This window comes from [Mycobacterium] stephanolepidis (assembly GCF_002356335.1).
In the GTDB taxonomy this organism is placed as follows: domain Bacteria; phylum Actinomycetota; class Actinomycetes; order Mycobacteriales; family Mycobacteriaceae; genus Mycobacterium; species Mycobacterium stephanolepidis.
Window position 1 is genome coordinate 4,859,465 of sequence record NZ_AP018165.1, and the last position, 15,065, is coordinate 4,874,529.

17 protein-coding genes are annotated in these 15,065 nt (G+C 63.7%); 8 read left to right on the forward strand and 9 right to left on the reverse strand.

The window, feature by feature from the left end:
- Positions 1-2: 2 nt before the first annotated feature.
- Positions 3-638 carry an HD domain-containing protein gene (locus tag MSTE_RS24135; protein WP_096505036.1) on the reverse strand — a complete coding sequence of 212 codons (636 nt, stop codon included), beginning with the start codon at positions 636-638 and terminating at the stop codon, positions 3-5.
- 151 nt (positions 639-789) lie between these two features.
- On the opposite strand from MSTE_RS24135, the gene MSTE_RS24140 reads away from it, so the two are divergent.
- Entirely contained in the window at positions 790-1,749 is a 960-nt protein-coding gene (locus MSTE_RS24140) for a GlxA family transcriptional regulator (RefSeq protein WP_096505038.1), read from the forward strand.
- Here MSTE_RS24140 and MSTE_RS24145 read toward each other — a convergent pair.
- Positions 1,746-2,369, reverse strand: a complete 624-nt coding sequence (locus MSTE_RS24145) for an MBL fold metallo-hydrolase (protein ID WP_096505040.1) — start codon at positions 2,367-2,369, stop codon at positions 1,746-1,748. The two genes, MSTE_RS24140 and MSTE_RS24145, sit on opposite strands and share 4 nt — an antisense overlap.
- A 21-nt stretch (positions 2,370-2,390) precedes the next feature.
- Positions 2,391-3,446, reverse strand: coding sequence for an NAD-dependent epimerase/dehydratase family protein (locus tag MSTE_RS24150; RefSeq protein ID WP_231896953.1), 1,056 nt, complete (start codon positions 3,444-3,446; stop codon positions 2,391-2,393).
- A gap of 154 nt (positions 3,447-3,600) precedes the next feature.
- On the opposite strand from MSTE_RS24150, the gene MSTE_RS24155 reads away from it, so the two are divergent.
- The 5 genes from MSTE_RS24155 (at position 3,601) to MSTE_RS24175 (ending at position 8,349) form a co-directional block, all read left to right on the forward strand.
- A complete protein-coding gene (locus MSTE_RS24155; RefSeq protein WP_096505042.1) occupies positions 3,601-4,446 on the forward strand; it encodes a patatin-like phospholipase family protein in 846 nt (281 codons plus the stop codon).
- A 26-nt stretch (positions 4,447-4,472) separates the two neighbouring features.
- Complete coding sequence (locus MSTE_RS24160; protein WP_231896954.1) at positions 4,473-4,841, forward strand: ATPase; 369 nt, start codon at positions 4,473-4,475, stop codon at positions 4,839-4,841.
- Between the two features lie 9 nt (positions 4,842-4,850).
- A complete protein-coding gene (locus MSTE_RS24165; protein ID WP_096505044.1) occupies positions 4,851-5,525 on the forward strand; it encodes a nitroreductase family protein in 675 nt (224 codons plus the stop codon).
- A gap of 130 nt (positions 5,526-5,655) precedes the next feature.
- The gene (locus MSTE_RS24170) at positions 5,656-6,399 is read left to right on the forward strand and encodes a hypothetical protein (protein ID WP_096505046.1); all 744 of its coding nucleotides are present in this window, start codon (positions 5,656-5,658) and stop codon (positions 6,397-6,399) included.
- A 3-nt stretch (positions 6,400-6,402) separates the two neighbouring features.
- Positions 6,403-8,349: a YhgE/Pip domain-containing protein gene (locus tag MSTE_RS24175; RefSeq protein ID WP_096505048.1), complete on the forward strand. Its 1,947-nt coding sequence runs from the start codon at positions 6,403-6,405 to the stop codon at positions 8,347-8,349.
- Here MSTE_RS24175 and MSTE_RS25770 read toward each other — a convergent pair.
- Genes MSTE_RS25770 through MSTE_RS24190 form a run of 3 tightly spaced genes read right to left on the reverse strand, consistent with a single transcriptional unit; the run spans position 8,339 to position 10,892 of the window.
- A complete protein-coding gene (locus tag MSTE_RS25770; protein ID WP_096506345.1) occupies positions 8,339-8,749 on the reverse strand; it encodes a WhiB family transcriptional regulator in 411 nt (136 codons plus the stop codon). The genes MSTE_RS24175 and MSTE_RS25770 overlap by 11 nt on opposite strands.
- Positions 8,750-8,787: 38 nt before the next feature.
- Positions 8,788-9,954 (reverse strand): hypothetical protein, encoded by a 1,167-nt coding sequence (locus MSTE_RS24185; RefSeq protein ID WP_096505050.1) that lies wholly within the window; start codon positions 9,952-9,954, stop codon positions 8,788-8,790.
- A gap of 2 nt (positions 9,955-9,956) precedes the next feature.
- The gene (locus tag MSTE_RS24190; protein ID WP_096505052.1) at positions 9,957-10,892 is read right to left on the reverse strand and encodes a metal-dependent hydrolase; all 936 of its coding nucleotides are present in this window, start codon (positions 10,890-10,892) and stop codon (positions 9,957-9,959) included.
- Positions 10,893-11,017: 125 nt separating this feature from the next.
- Here MSTE_RS24190 and MSTE_RS24195 point away from each other — a divergent pair, with 125 nt between their 5' ends.
- Positions 11,018-11,626, forward strand: coding sequence for a TetR/AcrR family transcriptional regulator (locus MSTE_RS24195; RefSeq protein WP_096505054.1), 609 nt, complete (start codon positions 11,018-11,020; stop codon positions 11,624-11,626).
- Positions 11,627-11,697: 71 nt separating this feature from the next.
- Positions 11,698-12,393, forward strand: a complete 696-nt coding sequence (locus MSTE_RS24200) for a cupin domain-containing protein (RefSeq protein WP_096505056.1) — start codon at positions 11,698-11,700, stop codon at positions 12,391-12,393.
- On the opposite strand, the gene MSTE_RS24205 is transcribed toward MSTE_RS24200, so the two are convergent.
- From MSTE_RS24205 to MSTE_RS24215, 3 genes are read right to left on the reverse strand one after another with little or no spacing between them, the layout of a single operon-like run.
- A complete protein-coding gene (locus MSTE_RS24205; RefSeq protein ID WP_096505058.1) occupies positions 12,383-12,907 on the reverse strand; it encodes an SRPBCC family protein in 525 nt (174 codons plus the stop codon). The genes MSTE_RS24200 and MSTE_RS24205 overlap by 11 nt on opposite strands.
- On the reverse strand, positions 12,867-14,513 hold the full coding sequence (locus MSTE_RS24210) for a hypothetical protein (RefSeq protein WP_096505060.1): 1,647 nt from the start codon (positions 14,511-14,513) through the stop codon (positions 12,867-12,869). Before MSTE_RS24210 ends, MSTE_RS24205 begins: the two co-directional genes overlap by 41 nt.
- Complete coding sequence (locus MSTE_RS24215; protein WP_096505062.1) at positions 14,510-15,028, reverse strand: SRPBCC family protein; 519 nt, start codon at positions 15,026-15,028, stop codon at positions 14,510-14,512. Before MSTE_RS24215 ends, MSTE_RS24210 begins: the two co-directional genes overlap by 4 nt.
- Between the last annotated feature and the right edge of the window lie 37 nt (positions 15,029-15,065).

Genomic DNA, 15,065 nt, shown 5'->3' on the forward strand with positions numbered 1-15,065 from the left:
ACCTACTCCGGCCAGCTATTGGCCCGGATCAGCTCCACCAGATCCGCCCGCACGAAGGACGGATCGAAATGCGCGAGCACATCGGCATTCATGTTGCCGAACGTACTGTCCGGCCGGTGCCGATTGCCCTCGAAGAAGGCGTTCAGGATTCCGTTCTTGAAGTCGGGCCGCGGGTGCGCGGCGGTCACCGCATCTAAATCTTTGGCAGACAGCGCATCCCGCGCAATGCCGACCACGTCGGTTTCAACCCCGGCAGTAACGAGGGCCACCTCTGGGCTCAAGAACTCCGTAATCCCGGGCGTGGTGTGCAGCGCGATCGCCAGCCACACGTTCTGCGCCTCCTGGGCACCCACCCCACGTTCGGTCAGGAAGTCGCGGGCCGCGTTCGCGCCGTCCACCTCGAAACGCAGCTGCGAGTCCCGGAACCGCTCGGTAAGGCCGATGTCGTGGAACATCGCACCGGCGTACAGCATCTCCAGATCAGGTTTCACACCGCGACGCTGACCCTGCAACGCACCGAGCAGATACACCCGGCGGGAATGGTGAAACAGCAGATCGTCCTCGGTGTCGCGGATGTACTCGGTGATCTCACGGACCAGCGGGGTGTCCGGGATCTCGACTCCGGCAATCTCGGTCATGGCATCTCCTCATGTCTGGCGGAACGTGTCCGACGGAACTCGGTCACCTACGAGTCTCTGGCGCAAACACTCGCGAGTGGGAGGTGCGCAACCGCCGTCGATCCCACAGATCCGGACATGTGCACGGCCGCGCATCTGCGATCCTGAGGTCATGTCCGATGAGCGGCTCATCACCATCGTCGTGTTCGACGGCATGAAGCTGCTGGACCTGGCCGGTCCCGCCGAGGTGTTCGCCGAGGCCAACCGATTCGGCGCGAACTACCGGCTGGTGGTGGCCTCGGTCGACGGGCAGGATGTGGCGACATCCATCGGATCAGCGTTCTCGGTGACCGCGACGATCGACTCCATCGAGTCCACGGACACCGTGTTGGTGGCGGGTGGGGATGTGCTGATCGGGCGCCCGTTGGACCCCCCACTCGTGAACGCCCTGGCCCGAATGCCCGCACGCTGCCGGCGCATCGCATCCATCTGTACGGGTGCCTTCCTGCTCGCGCAGGCCGGTGTACTCGACCATCGTCGCGCCACCACGCATTGGCGTCATACCGGGTTGCTGCAGCGGGCGTTTCCGAACATCACCGTCGAGCCCGACGCGATCTTCGTCAGAGATGCGGATGTCTTCACCTCGGCCGGGGTATCCGCGGGTATCGACCTTGCGCTGGCGCTCGTCGAGGACGACTACGGATCAGACATCGTGCGCGAGGTAGCACGGTCACTGGTCGTCTATCTCAAACGCGCGGGTGGGCAGTCCCAGTTCTCGGTCTTCGTGGAGTCGGCGCCACCCGCGGGCTCGGCGCTGCGCCCGGCGACCGACGCGATCGCCGCCGACCCCGCCGGCGATCACAGCGTCAGCAAGCTGGCCGCGCGGGCGGCGCTGAGTACCCGCCAGCTCACCCGACTCTTCCACACCGAATTGAGCACTACGCCAGCACGATACGTGGAGCTCGCCCGAATCGATGCGGCCCGCGGCGCCTTGGATGCGGGCAGCACCGTCGCCGAAGCCGCTCGAATCGCAGGATTCGGCAGCCCCGAGACGCTACGACGAGTGTTCGTCAGCGAGTTGGGAGTCTCACCGAAGTCCTACCGCGACCGGTTCCGAACCACCGCACGCTAGTGCCCGCGCGCCACCCAATCGTCGTAGTGCACGATCTCGTCGCCGATGGTGGTGGTGTCGCCATGACCGGTGTAGACCACCGTGTCTTCGGGTAGTGGGCCGAGCCGGCCCGAAATGGATTGCAGGATCGTCGGAAAATCGGAGAACGACCGGCCGGTGGCACCCGGTCCGCCCTGGAATAGGGTGTCGCCCGAGAACACTGCCCGCAGCTCGGGTGCGTACCAACATACCGAGCCCGGCGAATGACCCGGCGTGTGCAGGGCGTGCAGTTCCAGTCCACCGACGGCCAACACCATGTCATCCTCTACCGCACGGAAATCCCTGTCCGGATGAGTCATTCGCCACAGCACGTCATCAGCCGGATGCAACAGCACCGGCGCGTCCAGCGTGTGACTCAACTCGGGAGCGACGGTGATGTGGTCGTTGTGTCCATGGGTACACACCACCGCGACGACATTGCGTCCGGCGACCGCCTCGACGATCGGCGCTGCCGAATGGGCGGCATCGAAGACCACCACATCGTCGCCCTCACCAACGATCCAGATGTTGTTGTCGACTTCCCAACTGCCGCCATCGAGTTCGAAGGTTCCGCGGGTCACGACCCGCTCAATGCCACTCATCCGTCGACCTTTCGCATGGTCTCAGTATTGCGGATCGCCCCAGCACCGATCGATCGCACGCCACGGATCGGCGAAACGCCCACCCATCCCGCGGTATGGCGACTGGGATTTGAGCGCGGCCCACACGATCGGCGCCACCAATCGCAGTGGTGCGCGCCGCCACCCCACCGCGGCACTGGTCTGAGCATGCATCACAGGTAACGAATGCCGCTGGAAGCCAAGGACTTGTTGGGAACGTTCCGTATCCATCCAATCGGTGACGAACCAGCTCCGATCATCGTCGGGATCACCCGGCCGTCCCGCCGGAACGCCGCCGACAAGCCCCATGGCGGCCGCCGTTTCCGATGCAACGGCCGACTGCGTGGTGCGATGGGAGCTGTCGCCGCCGATCAGGAAGACCTCGCGTACCTGACTCGTCGATACCGCGGCGCAAAAGGCCTGCGCGACATCGCGCACATCGACGGTCTGAATCCGGCCGTCCGACGGAAGTACCGCTTCGAATCGCAGCAAGTTGGGATCAATGCTCCACCGAGGCGTCGGAGTCAACACCCCGCCGAGCCGCAGTACAACCCATTCAAGTGGCGACGAAGTCACCAGCCTCTCAGCGGCAACCTTGTGGGCACCATAGAGATCACTCGGGTTGACCGGCGTCTGGGCGGTGAGCAACCCCCTGTCACGATGCGGGTTTCGGGTGCCGTACACCGCGACACTGGAGGCCAGGATGAAGCGCGCCGGCGCTGCAAGCCCGGAGGCGGCTGCCACCAGATGCCCCGTCGCCTCGACGTTTACTGTCTGCGCCAATGCCCGATTCGCGTAGCAGAACGGCGGAATCACCGCCGCGAGGTGGACAATCGCTGCGGGCGCTGCGGATTCGATCAATGCCGTGACCTCGGCGACGGATGTCAGGTCGGCCCAGTGCACCTGCACTCCGGGTGGCAGGCATTCCGCGCTCCGCAGGTTCGCCGGTGTGCGCAGATCAGTGGCAGCCACCGCGTAACCCTGTGTCGCGAGGGCATCCACAACAGCGGACCCCACCAGGCCGAACGCCCCGGTCACCAGAACACGATCACCGGTCACGCCAACCTCCAAATAGACAAGTGTCCAGGCCCTAATTGATTGCGGCCGAGGACGTGTACGGGTTATACCGAATCCACTATTACCGAAAACCAGACACCTGTCCAGAATGGTTATGCGGCGGCCCGGCTCCCTGGCAGATCGCTAGTGTTGGACCATGACAACGGCGTTCGTGTTGTCCGGTGGCGCCAGCCTCGGGTCGATACAAGTCGGCATGCTGCAGGCGCTGACAGAGGCGGGCGTCACCCCCGACCTGATCGTCGGCACGTCCGTGGGTGCCCTGAACGGCGGCTGGCTGGCCGCCCGCTCCGATATGGGCGGTGTGAACGCACTCGCCGATCTGTGGCGTTCGCTCTCACGCGGTGACGTCTTTCCCACCAACCTGTACACGGGGTTCCTGGGGTTTGTCGGTCGCCGGCGCAGCCTGGTTTCGGATTCGGGCCTGCGCCGGTTACTGCGAGAAAACTTGGAGTTCCACCGGCTCGAAGACGCGCCCATACCCCTGCACGTTGTCGCGACGGACGTGCTCACCGGCAAAGACATCCTGCTGTCGCGCGGTAATCCGATCGACGCGATCGCCGCCAGTGCCGCTATCCCCGCCGTGCTGCCGCCGGTGACTATCGACGGGCGGGACTATATCGACGGCGGCGTCGTGAACAACACCCCTCTCTCCCACGCTGTTTCACTGGGCGCCGACGAGATCTGGGTGCTGCCCACCGGATACTCATGCGCTCTTCGCGAAGCCCCGAAAGGCGCGCTGGCCATGGCATTGCACGCCACCACGCTGGCCATCAACCAACGCCTGGCCGTAGATGTGGCCCGATTCGAGGGGACCGTCGACCTGCGGGTGGTTCCGCCGCTATGTCCCGTCCGTATCTCACCGATCGACTTCTCGCATTCCGGTGAGCTCATCGACCGTGCACGCGCGCAGACCCTCCGATGGCTACTCATGCCGAGATTCAAGATCAATCAGGCGGATCTGCTGGAACATCAGCACGACTGAGCACACCGAGCTGTAATACTGACCGCGTGGTGCTCGACGAGACCCCGGAGAAGGGCTCGCCCGCTTCCCGCAGCGGGCGTGAGCGGATCCAGAAACTGGCCCGCGCGGCACTCAACGCGGACGTCACCGTCGAGCAGCTCGACACCGTGCTCACCGACATGTCAGCAGTTCTCATCGACATGAACGACACACTTGGCGTCATCGGCGAGCTCACACCCCGCATGATGCTCGTCGTGGAGCGCATGGAGAACGTGATGACGCGCATCGAGCGGATCGCTGGGCTCGCGGAATCCGTGCTCACACCGGTCACCGTCACCGAGTCCGCCGTGCGTGGCGTCCTCGTGTCGTTCCAGAACGAGATCAAGAGACGGCTGAGTCCACCCCGCGCTGACTAGAGTGACGTCATGGAACTTTACGACGTCATGCGCACCACGTTCGCGGCACGTGAGTTCACCGGAGAACCCCTGCCCGACAAGGTATTAGACCGCATCCTGGACAACGCCCGGTTTGCGCCAAGCGGAGGAAACCGGCAGGCCGGTCACGTCATCGTGGTCCGGGACCAACAGGCCCGTGAAGGCCTCATCGCGGCGGCGCAGCCGGGAGCACGCCGCTACTTCGCGCAGATCATGGCGGGCGAATCGCCGTGGAATCCGGTAACCCCCACACAGGTCGATCCGGAAACCATCGATGCGACCACCGTTCCCGCGTCGGTAGCCGAAACGCTGCGTACCGCGTCGGTCGTGCTTGTCGTGTGTGTAGACCTGCGGCTTGTCGCTGCGACGGATCAGGAGCTCAGTCGTGTCGGCGTCATCAGTGGAGCATCGGTCTATCCGCTGGTGTGGAACATCCTGCTGGCCGCGCGAGCGGAAGGCTTCGGCGGAACGCTCACCACCATGGCAGTCGCACAGGAGCCGAAAGTACGTGAGCTACTGGGTATTCCCGATACGTACGCGGTGGCCGCGGTGTTACCCATCGGCAAGCCGATCAAGCAGCTGACCAGGCTGCGACGCAACGCCGTCGAGGAATTCGTCACCCTCGAACGGTTCGACGGGAATCCCTATCGCCCCGAGCACAGCTGATCTGTGGCCCGGAGGAGCCCGCGAATGTCACTCACGGCCACAGGAATATTCGAGATCACACTGATTTCCCCGGGCAACCTGATGTTTGATCGAATGGACGTGCCAGTCAGCGATCTGAAACGAGCAACCCGTGAACGCACAGGACGAGCCGGACACCACCACACCGGATGAATCGGATACCGCGCTACCCGAGGAGCCGGGAGAGGACGCTCCCCAGCAGAGTGCTTCGGCCCTGATCACCACCACCGGACTGGGCGTGGACGGTGAACACGGACCGCTCTTCTCCGATATCGACCTGGAACTCACCTCGGGGTTCCATGCCATTCAGATGCCCGGTGGACCCGGACAGCACACGCTGCTACTGGCACTGGCCGGGCGACTCAAACCCAGCCACGGCACCGTCACAGTGATGGGTGACAGCGATCCACGCACGATCCGCCGACACTGTGCCATCGCTGCCTTCGCCGATATCGACGAGCTCGAAGAGACCGTGACGGTGCAGACCGTTCTGGCCGAACAGGTTCGCTGGCTGGCACCGTGGTTCTCACGGGTCCCTGCCGACACCGGACGCGACACGCTGGCCGAGGTATTCGGTGAGCTTCCAACACCATCGGCGGGCACGTACATCGTCGAACTGTCCGACCTCGACCTGTTCCTGTTGCGCATCACGCTGGCGCTGCTCTCCGACCGGCCCATTCTGGTCATCGGCGACCTGGAACAGGTCCGTGACAACTCGCGCCGGGCCACGGCCGTCGAACGACTCGGCGCGCTCGCCAAGAACCGCACCATCGTTATCGGGGTGACCAACCCCCTCGGCATCGACGCGCCCATCCATGACTTGCACGACCATCGCATCCTCACCGGGAGGGACTAGCCCATGCTCGCTGGACTCGCATTTGGTTCAGAAATAAAGCGTTTCGGCCGCAGCCGAATGACCCGCGCCGCGATCGTGGTCCTCATGCTGTTGCCGCTGGTGTACGGCGCGCTGTATCTGTGGGCCTACTGGGACCCCTTCGGCCACGTCAACAAGATGCCCGTGGCCCTCGTCAACGCCGACAAGGGCGCCACTGTTTCCGGCCAGCAGGTGAACATCGGCGAGGAGATCTCCAAGAGCCTCACCGCAGACGGCAGCATGGATTGGCACGTCCTGAATCTCGATGAGGCGCGCGCCGGAGTCGACCACGGCAAGTACTACTTCATGTTGGAGCTGCCGCCCGATTTCAGTGAGGCCATCGCCTCACCGCTGACCGGTCAGCCCAAGCAGGCCAATCTGGTCGCCGTCTACAACGACGCCAATAACTACATCTCCTCGAGCATCGGCCGCACCGCCATCGACCAGGTGCTCAATGCCGTCTCGACCCGTATTTCCGGGCAGGCCGTCAATCAGGTTCTGTCCGTCGTGGTTTCCTCCGGCGCGGGCATCCAGCAGGCCGCCGATGGCGCCCAGAAACTCGCAGACGGCGCGGCCAAGGTCGATGACGGTGCCGGCCAGCTCGCCAACGGGCTGCACACCGCCCGACCCGGATCAGCGCAACTGGCCACCGGCGCCAAGCAGCTCTCCGACGGCATCAACCAGGCCACCGACCCCCTGCTGACCGTCAGTAAGGCGGTCGCGAACATCGGCGGCAGCACCGACAAACTTCAGCAGGGCACCGACGCGCTCCGGCAGGCCAATGATCAAATCGACGGCATCGCCAAGGCCCAGGACAGCGCCGCGAACGCGCTCACCGCGGTGATCGATCAGCTGGCCGGGCGCCAGGACCCGGCGGCGAACACCTTGCGCGGGATACAGGATCAGCTGCGTGAACATCAGTTCACACCCCAGGTTCGCCAACAGCTGACCGACGCGGAGAACGCGTCGATCGCGATGACCGAGACGCTGCGCGGACCCGGCAGCCCGCTGAAGTCTGCGCTCGATCAGGTCGGCGGCAAGGGGCAGGAGCTCACCAACAAGCTCACCCAGCTGCGTAACGGCGCGCAGCAGCTGGCCACCGGGAACGCGCAACTGTCCACCGGTATCGCCCACATGGACGACGGTGCACAACAACTGAAGTCGGGCACCGCACAGCTGCGTTCCGGTTCGGCTGAACTGGCGACCAAGCTCGCCGAAGGCGCCAAGCAGGTGCCCAACTGGAGCGCTCAGCAGAAGGATGCCATCGCCGACACCATCGGTGGTCCGGTGCATCTGGAGACCTCGCATGAGAACGCCGCGCCCAATTTCGGAACCGGCATGGCACCGTTCTTCGTCACGCTGGCGTTGTTCTTCGGCGCATTGGTGCTCTGGATGATACTGCGGCCCTTGCAAACTCGGGCTATCGCCGCCGAGGTTCTGCCGATTCGGGTGGCCCTCTCCAGCTATCTTCCCGCGGCCACCATCGGGATCTTCCAGGCGATCATCCTGTACTGCGTGGTGCGATTCGCACTTGGAATGCACGCCGCGCACCCCGTCGCGATGCTCGCCTTTATGGTGCTGGTCTCGTTCGCGTTCGTCGCCGCGACTCAGGCCATCAACGCGCTGGTGGGTCCGGCCGTCGGCCGGGTGCTGCTCATGGCGCTACTGATGTTGCAGCTGGTCAGCGCCGGCGGCATGTATCCGGTGGAGACCACCTCGAGACCCTTCCAGGTGCTGCACAAATACGATCCGATGACGTACGGCGTCGACGGATTGCGTCAGCTGATCCTGGGCGGCATAGACGGCAGGTTGTGGCAGTCGGTGATCACCCTGCTCTGCATCGCGCTGGGCGGGCTCCTGATCACCAGCCTGTCGGCCCGGCGCAATCAACTCTGGAATCTGACGCGGCTGCTGCCGTCGATCAAGATGTAGCGCGCTCCGCCGTGGTGGCCTTGCGCCGGGAGCGTGTCATGGCCACTCGGCGCTCCCGTGTTGTCATCGCGCCCCAAACACCGTGTGGTTCATCGGTTCTCATGGCATACGCCGCACATGGCCTGCGCACCGGGCACTCGTTGCAGATCTGTTTCGCCTGCACCTCGTACTGCTTCCGCAAGGCTCCACGCTGAGTTTCGGCGTAGTAGAAGATATCCGTCGACATTCCGCGACAGACCGCTTTAACCTGCCACTCCAGTTCGTCCAGGCCCGGTTCCAGGCCGCGGAACTTCGGTCGTGTCACGGCCGTGCCCCAAACCGCCCGAAAACATTTCGGTGCGTCGATGCCATCCGCATCCACCGAGTCTGGAGCCCATGACCGTCGGAATGCGATAGCCAGTTTGGACAATGCGCGCCGCGGAATTATCCCGACTGGCTCTAGGATTCGCCGGCGCCAATCGCTACTGTGTGCGTCCGCTGCCCCAATCCACCTCGGTGGGCGGGTGCGGCGACAGTCCAGGCGGCGATTGTGCTCGCCGCCGCGGTGCCCAGACAAATCGCGGCATACCAAAGACTGCCGATCGGATCGCCGGTGCCGGTCACCCCATTGTCCGCCCCGACGTAGTCGGGCAGCGCCGTCACCCACAGCACCGTCATCACCACCAGGTAGAACCCCGCATAAATCAGGATGGCCGGATGCGTGGTGTAACCGTCCGCGCCATCGCGCCGGACACCGCGCCACTGTTTGATCAGCACAGGCGCCGCCACTGCCACGACGGCGATCAGCTCCAGGGCATAGACCACACCCACCACGGTGGTGCTGCCCGATACCGCACCCGCGATGGTTGCCGGCAGCGGCAAGACCGCGGTACCGATCGACGCCAACACACCGATAACCACCGTGCGCCAGATGATCTGACCTCCTGTGAAGGATCGCCCATGGTCCACATGCCGCCCCACGAGCAATTGGGCACAGAAAGCCAACGACATCGGCCATAGTGCGGCAAAGACGACCACACTGCCCATGGGCACCGAGTCGAAGAATGGCTTGTTCAGCGGATTGTCCAGCGTCCATTCCCACCACCGCAATTGCGGGCCGAGGTGGTCGAAGATCTCATAGAACGCGTGGTGCACCATGCCGACGCACGCCGCTCCGATCAGGACGCCGTAGCGGCGGAAGACGCCCAGTGTCCTGACGATCTCGAAGGCCACGGTGGCCATCATCGGATAGATCGCGATGATGTACAGGGGTAGCCGTCCCCACAAGAAGTCGACAGTAAAAACGTTGTGCGCGAACATCGTATCCACATGCTCGCTGATACCGAACGGCCCGGGGAAGTACAGGGGCGGTTCGATGATCAACAGGTATGCGATCGCTCCGAACCATACGACGATGTTTGTCGGATCGTTGTGGCGGCGGAGCCGAATGATCGCGTAGACCAGCGCCAACACCGCCCCCGCGATTACGGTCAGTTCCAAGACCGGCAGCGTCCAGTTCTCCAGTGAGAACGGGCTGCGGAAGGCGACGATCCCTCCCGCGGTGTCGCACGAGAATCCCAGGCGCGCTGCCAGATCGGCGAATGTGGGGGCACACAGATCAGACATGTTCAGACTCCCACCTGCGCCACCGGATCAGCCGTGTACCACTGCGTGACTTCATAACCGGCCTCATAACGCGCGAACCATTCGTCGGCCAAGGCCGGCAACTTCTCATGTGCTGGATTGTGCCCCGGGATCTGACTGCGCACCGCACCCGACATCGCGACGAGCACCTCGCGCACCGGCAAGCTACTGAACGCGTTCTCGATGGGTCCGTCATACGGTGCGTCCACAAACGGAAGCCGTTGCAGCAGAGACTTCTTCCGCGCCTGCATGCCGAACATCGACAGCGCGTCCACCTTGCGATCCTCGAGAGGGACATGCTTGTTGAAGCCTTCGCAGGCGATGCGCAACACCGCCCAAACGTGCCTGAAGATCGACGGCGCCACGCGCATGCGGTACCAGGGATCGTCGGCCACCGCGTCATAGATGATCAGCGCCGAGCTGCGATGTTCCACCTCTTCGACGAAGTGCCACAGGAACAGCGAGGCGACGCGATCGTCGCCCGGCGCGAACAGGGTGTCGTCGTGATCCAGCATCAGTTTGAACACCGGGGTGAACGTCGCCTCCAGGTCGGCGGTGTAGGCCAACCGATACTTCAACGGCTTGTTCGCGGTCAGGTCATCGAAGGCGGCGACTACCTCGTCCAGGGTCTCCTTGAGGCCCGGGTAACTCTTGATCAGACCCTTGGCGTGCTGGCGATGCCCCATGGAGTGCTGGCCCTCTTGCCGAACGAAGGCCTCGGCCTCCTCGGCGATCGCCGGATCGGCAATCAGCGGCATGGCCTCGGGAATCATCTGCCCGATCATCTTCTCGAATGCGATCGCCAGGAAGGAGACCGCGTTGGCCATGCTCGAAAACGCCGGGTTGGACTCGTTCCACAGGAACGGAACGTGATGGTCGGCGAACGCAAACCGCAACTTGCGCACGATGAGTTCCGTCATGACAGGCACCTCGCTTAGAACATACAATCAGACACTTATTTGTTATTCTGTATGATTACTGGATCGGGCGTGCGGTGTCAACGGTCGATATGCTGCATAGATGCCGGCGGCCAGGGGACTTCACGATGGCGCGTAGACGGGGGTGGGACGGTCAACCGCCGAACAGTGACGCCGAGGCGTCCGATCGGATAGTCGCCGCGGCCGTGAAGCTGATCGGCGAGACCGGTTCAGCGGTAAGCCTGGCCGACGTCGCGGCAGAGCTCGGCGTCATCCGGCAGACCGTCTACCGGTATTTCCCGACGGCTGACGCACTCATGCATGCGGCCTCCATCGCGTCGGTGGACAGCTTCCTGGACCGGCTGACGGGAGTCGTGCGCGGTATCACCGATCCCGCCGAAGCACTTACCGAGGGTGTGCTCTACACCTTGGAAGAAGTCACTCGCACACCACATTTGGCCATCATGATGTCCGAACCGTACGCACACTCGCACACCAGCGATATGACCTCGGACGAGGCACAGGCCTTCGGTCTGCGCATGCTCGGCCGATTCGACGTCGAATGGGACCAGTACGGATACGACGATGAGGCCAAACGCGGACTCGTCGAGTTCGCCCTACGAATCATGCTGTCGTTCTTCGTCTCACCCAATGAAGCCACGCGTTCCCGTGATGAACTGCGTCGCTTTCTCAGGCGCTGGCTCGGCGGAGCCATCCTGGCCCAGCGCTCTAATTAATCACTAAATTCGTTTAGATTAATCACTTCTATCGTCTTTCGTAATTAGTCGCGCGGTCCTACCTTCACGTTATGAAGCCGATCAATCGACGCACCGTCCTCGGCGGTGTCGGAGTGGCGGGGGTCGCAGCCGTCGCCGGCGCAGGGGCCGACCGCGCTCTGTCTTCTCCCCGCTCCCGTGACGACATAAAGGATCAGACCGTGACCGATGACGCCGCCCGCTTCGGCGATCCCCGCATCCCCGCCGAGTTGAACACCGCACAACCGCACCTGTTTCACCTTGGCGCGCTGGCACCGCAAACCTTCTACGGGGGCGACCTGCGGCAGGCCCACGAGGGCAATTTCCCTATCCTCACCGGGCAGCAGGCCAGCATCGTCATGGTGACCTTGCAGCCGGGCGGAATACGGGAACCGCACTGGCATCCCAGCGCCTGGGAGATCAACGTCATCACCAGCGGTGTGGCGAAGTGGACGTTGTTGGACCCGGAGGGACACAGTGAAACCTTCGACGCACACGTCGGCGATGTCGTCTTCGCACCTCAGGGATCGCTGCATTATTTCGAGAACAAAGGCACCGAGGACCTCAAGCTGCTGATCGTGTTCAACGCCAGTACTGCGGAAGGCAAGGACGACATTGGAATTGGCGCGTCGATCAGCAAGCTGCCGCCCGATGTCCTCGCCGCGATATTCGGTGTACCGACGGAGACCTTCGCATCATTCAAGAAGATCGATGAGTCCGTCACCATCCTGCGCAGGCCTAACCGGTGACGTGCGGGCGGAATCGGCGCTCCAACCCGCGATTCACGACGAGTCCGAGGATCGCACCATAGGGCCGGCGCAGAAATCCCGGAAGAACTCGGGCCACCGCTCCTTGCACACCTTCACCATGGCGCACCCGCACCACGTCGGGGGCGATCTCCTCGAGCATCACCCAATGCCGGATATGTAGTCCCGGAATGCCGCCACCCCAGCAGAGTGTGTCCGCGTGACGCACAACCAGCCAACGCGCCAACGGAACCACGATCCAGCCGCGACGGCCGAAGCCCAGAGCCATCGCGACGCCTTCGACGAGGGGTCCACGCGACCTGAACGGTAAGAAGTTTCCCCACCTAGGCCAGCCGTGCACATCCACGATCGTCTGCCAAACATCTCCACGTGGTGCAGCGATCACGGACTCGGTCTCGGCGTACCACAATGGTTGCACGGCTGTGTTTTTGGCGCCTGGCCGGCGGAACAACGCCTCAACGCGCGAGCCTGAAGCCCGACGCTCGACCTGGTTCATCCATCCCTCCTCGATTGTCCACCGGTGCGGTGTGCCGCAGCAGAAAGCTGGTGATCAAGTCGGCGAGCGGCTCAGGCACGCCGTCAGGTCGCGGCACAGCGAAGCCCACGTCTACATGCGTATAGCCCCGGATAACATGTGCTTCACCGACATTCACGAATGGCAGGCGCGGCGCAAAGGGAACCAATCCGGCGAAGAGCGACAGCAAGGGCTTGGCACGCATACCCCGCTCATGCTGAATGGATGCCAGATCCCCGCAGCGCGCTCCCGCCATGACGAACGCCTGATCAATGGTGTATCGGGAGGCGTGGTAGGGCTCGAAACACACAGCCGCGCGCCCCGCGAATGCTTTTGCGCTCGCTGCCATCTCCGCGGACTGCCCGGTACCGACGGCAGAGTTCCAGCGGTAAAGGTGCTCCGGATCTGTCGGGCCTGCCAGCGGTTTCTCCCCCAACAGAAACCCCACCAGCCCGCGTACGACGGGAACACGCCAGGCCCACGCAGGTACCGGGAAGGACCGCGGGCCTTGCGGGCCATCGAGTGATCCGACCGAGATTCCGCCGACCCCAACGGGACTGACTGCAGCACCCAGCCACATCCCGAACTCCGCAGCACTGGTGTAGCGGAACCGCGGCCGCCCAGTCAACACCTGCCGCAGACCCGTCGAGAAGATGAGCCGTGTGAGGATGCGCCAGACACGGTGGTACGCGCCTGCCGCAAGCGACGTGGTGATCCGTTCATTCAGGTTCGACTCGACCTCCGGGCTCAGGTACGCGTACGTCGCGTAAACACGCAGGGCATAAGACATCAGGGCCACCGAACTCCCAGAGATCCGCGGCAGCACGCCGGATCTCAGACCCCCCACCACGTGCGGATACAGCGCCTCGGCCAGTGACGGCACCGGCCACCCCGCGACGCGTAGCGCCGGGTGGGTCCGCAACCCGAAGTCGCAGTCGACAGGGGTGTCCAGCGCGACGAATCCCCTGCACATGTCATGGCCGGGAATCCCGTCGAAATCCCACGCGCCAAAAGCGGCCGCCACAATCGCACCGCCGGAGTGACCTCCGATAAACACCTTCTGGCGCCGCACTTCTGGGTCGGGAACGAATCTCTCCAGCGTCTCGTGCATGTCGCGGATGACACGAGCGAATCCGAACTCTGCCAGGAAGGGGACGTCACGATTCGCCTTGATTCCTTCGAAGACGCTGCCGTCGACGACCGCGCCGTTGAAGTAGTAATCGAAGGCGATATCGGGTGCATCGGCGGCGAACGCGGCACGCACGCCCGCCGAGTCTTCCAGGCCGGCACTGCGGCGGGCCAGCGCCCACACTTCGACTGCCAGAACTTGTTCCACGCCCCGGCGCAGCACGGTGTTGGCAAGGCAATCCAGGGAACTGGGTCCGCCATAGTTGCCCGGCTGCAAGACCAGGATGGCGTCGGCGTCGTGAGCCTCGGCAGGACCACCGGTCAGCCGGTAGCGCAGGAAGCTCAGGTAGTCGAGGGCCTCGGGACACGCGGTCGGATGCTGCTCCAACGGTGAATGCCACCCGACCCGAGTGACCTCGACGGTCTCATCGGAGTCGACCAGTACCCGCCCCGTGCTCATCGACTGGCCTTGGCCCGTGCGTGCCTCAATCCATAGCCGAAGACAATCTTCATGCCCAGCGACATCACCGGATTGGCGATTGCGGTGACCCATCGGACAGGCCGGGTACGCTTGGCAAGTAGACCGGGTTTGACGGCCACCCGCCACCGGATGGCGCTCCGGGTCGGCCCCAACGTGTCGAACCACATGACGGCCGCCAGCGCGCGTACACCGGGTGACGCGAGTTCACCAAGGTAGAAACGCATCTCGCGGAACGGCTCAAATCGTGTGAAGTATCCGGCGTTCAGATGACGCCCTCCCATCCGCAACATGCGTCGTGATCCGTCGCCGCGCGGCGGCGCGGTGAGCCATTCGGCACGCCAGGGCGGAAAGTCGATGTCGTCCAGCAGCGCCCACAACTGCTCGACCGGTACCGAAAACGCAGCACGGCCCTCGGCGATCAGCGGCGCAGAAACATAGAAGTCCGAATCCGGCGTAACCGGCTCCAGATGATGCAATCGCAGCAACAGCAGCATCCCGTCGTCGTTATTGAGTCCAACTATAATAAGAACG

Bases quoted from the DNA above. Each gene is read 5' to 3' on its own strand.
- MSTE_RS24185 (WP_096505050.1), bottom strand. From the start codon at position 9,954: ATGTCTGATCTGTGTGCCCCCACATTCGCCGATCTGGCAGCGCGCCTG.
- MSTE_RS24140 (WP_096505038.1), top strand. From the start codon at position 790: ATGTCCGATGAGCGGCTCATCACCATCGTCGTGTTCGACGGCATGAAG.
- MSTE_RS24165 (WP_096505044.1), top strand. From the start codon at position 4,851: ATGGAACTTTACGACGTCATGCGCACCACGTTCGCGGCACGTGAGTTC.
- MSTE_RS24210 (WP_096505060.1), bottom strand. From the start codon at position 14,513: ATGAGCACGGGGCGGGTACTGGTCGACTCCGATGAGACCGTCGAGGTC.
- MSTE_RS24195 (WP_096505054.1), top strand. From the start codon at position 11,018: ATGGCGCGTAGACGGGGGTGGGACGGTCAACCGCCGAACAGTGACGCC.
- MSTE_RS24205 (WP_096505058.1), bottom strand. From the start codon at position 12,907: ATGAACCAGGTCGAGCGTCGGGCTTCAGGCTCGCGCGTTGAGGCGTTG.
- MSTE_RS24190 (WP_096505052.1), bottom strand. From the start codon at position 10,892: ATGACGGAACTCATCGTGCGCAAGTTGCGGTTTGCGTTCGCCGACCAT.
- MSTE_RS24215 (WP_096505062.1), bottom strand. From the start codon at position 15,028: ATGCTGCTGTTGCTGCGATTGCATCATCTGGAGCCGGTTACGCCGGAT.
- MSTE_RS24145 (WP_096505040.1), bottom strand. From the start codon at position 2,369: ATGAGTGGCATTGAGCGGGTCGTGACCCGCGGAACCTTCGAACTCGAT.
- MSTE_RS24155 (WP_096505042.1), top strand. From the start codon at position 3,601: ATGACAACGGCGTTCGTGTTGTCCGGTGGCGCCAGCCTCGGGTCGATA.
- MSTE_RS24175 (WP_096505048.1), top strand. From the start codon at position 6,403: ATGCTCGCTGGACTCGCATTTGGTTCAGAAATAAAGCGTTTCGGCCGC.
- MSTE_RS24135 (WP_096505036.1), bottom strand. From the start codon at position 638: ATGACCGAGATTGCCGGAGTCGAGATCCCGGACACCCCGCTGGTCCGT.
- MSTE_RS24200 (WP_096505056.1), top strand. From the start codon at position 11,698: ATGAAGCCGATCAATCGACGCACCGTCCTCGGCGGTGTCGGAGTGGCG.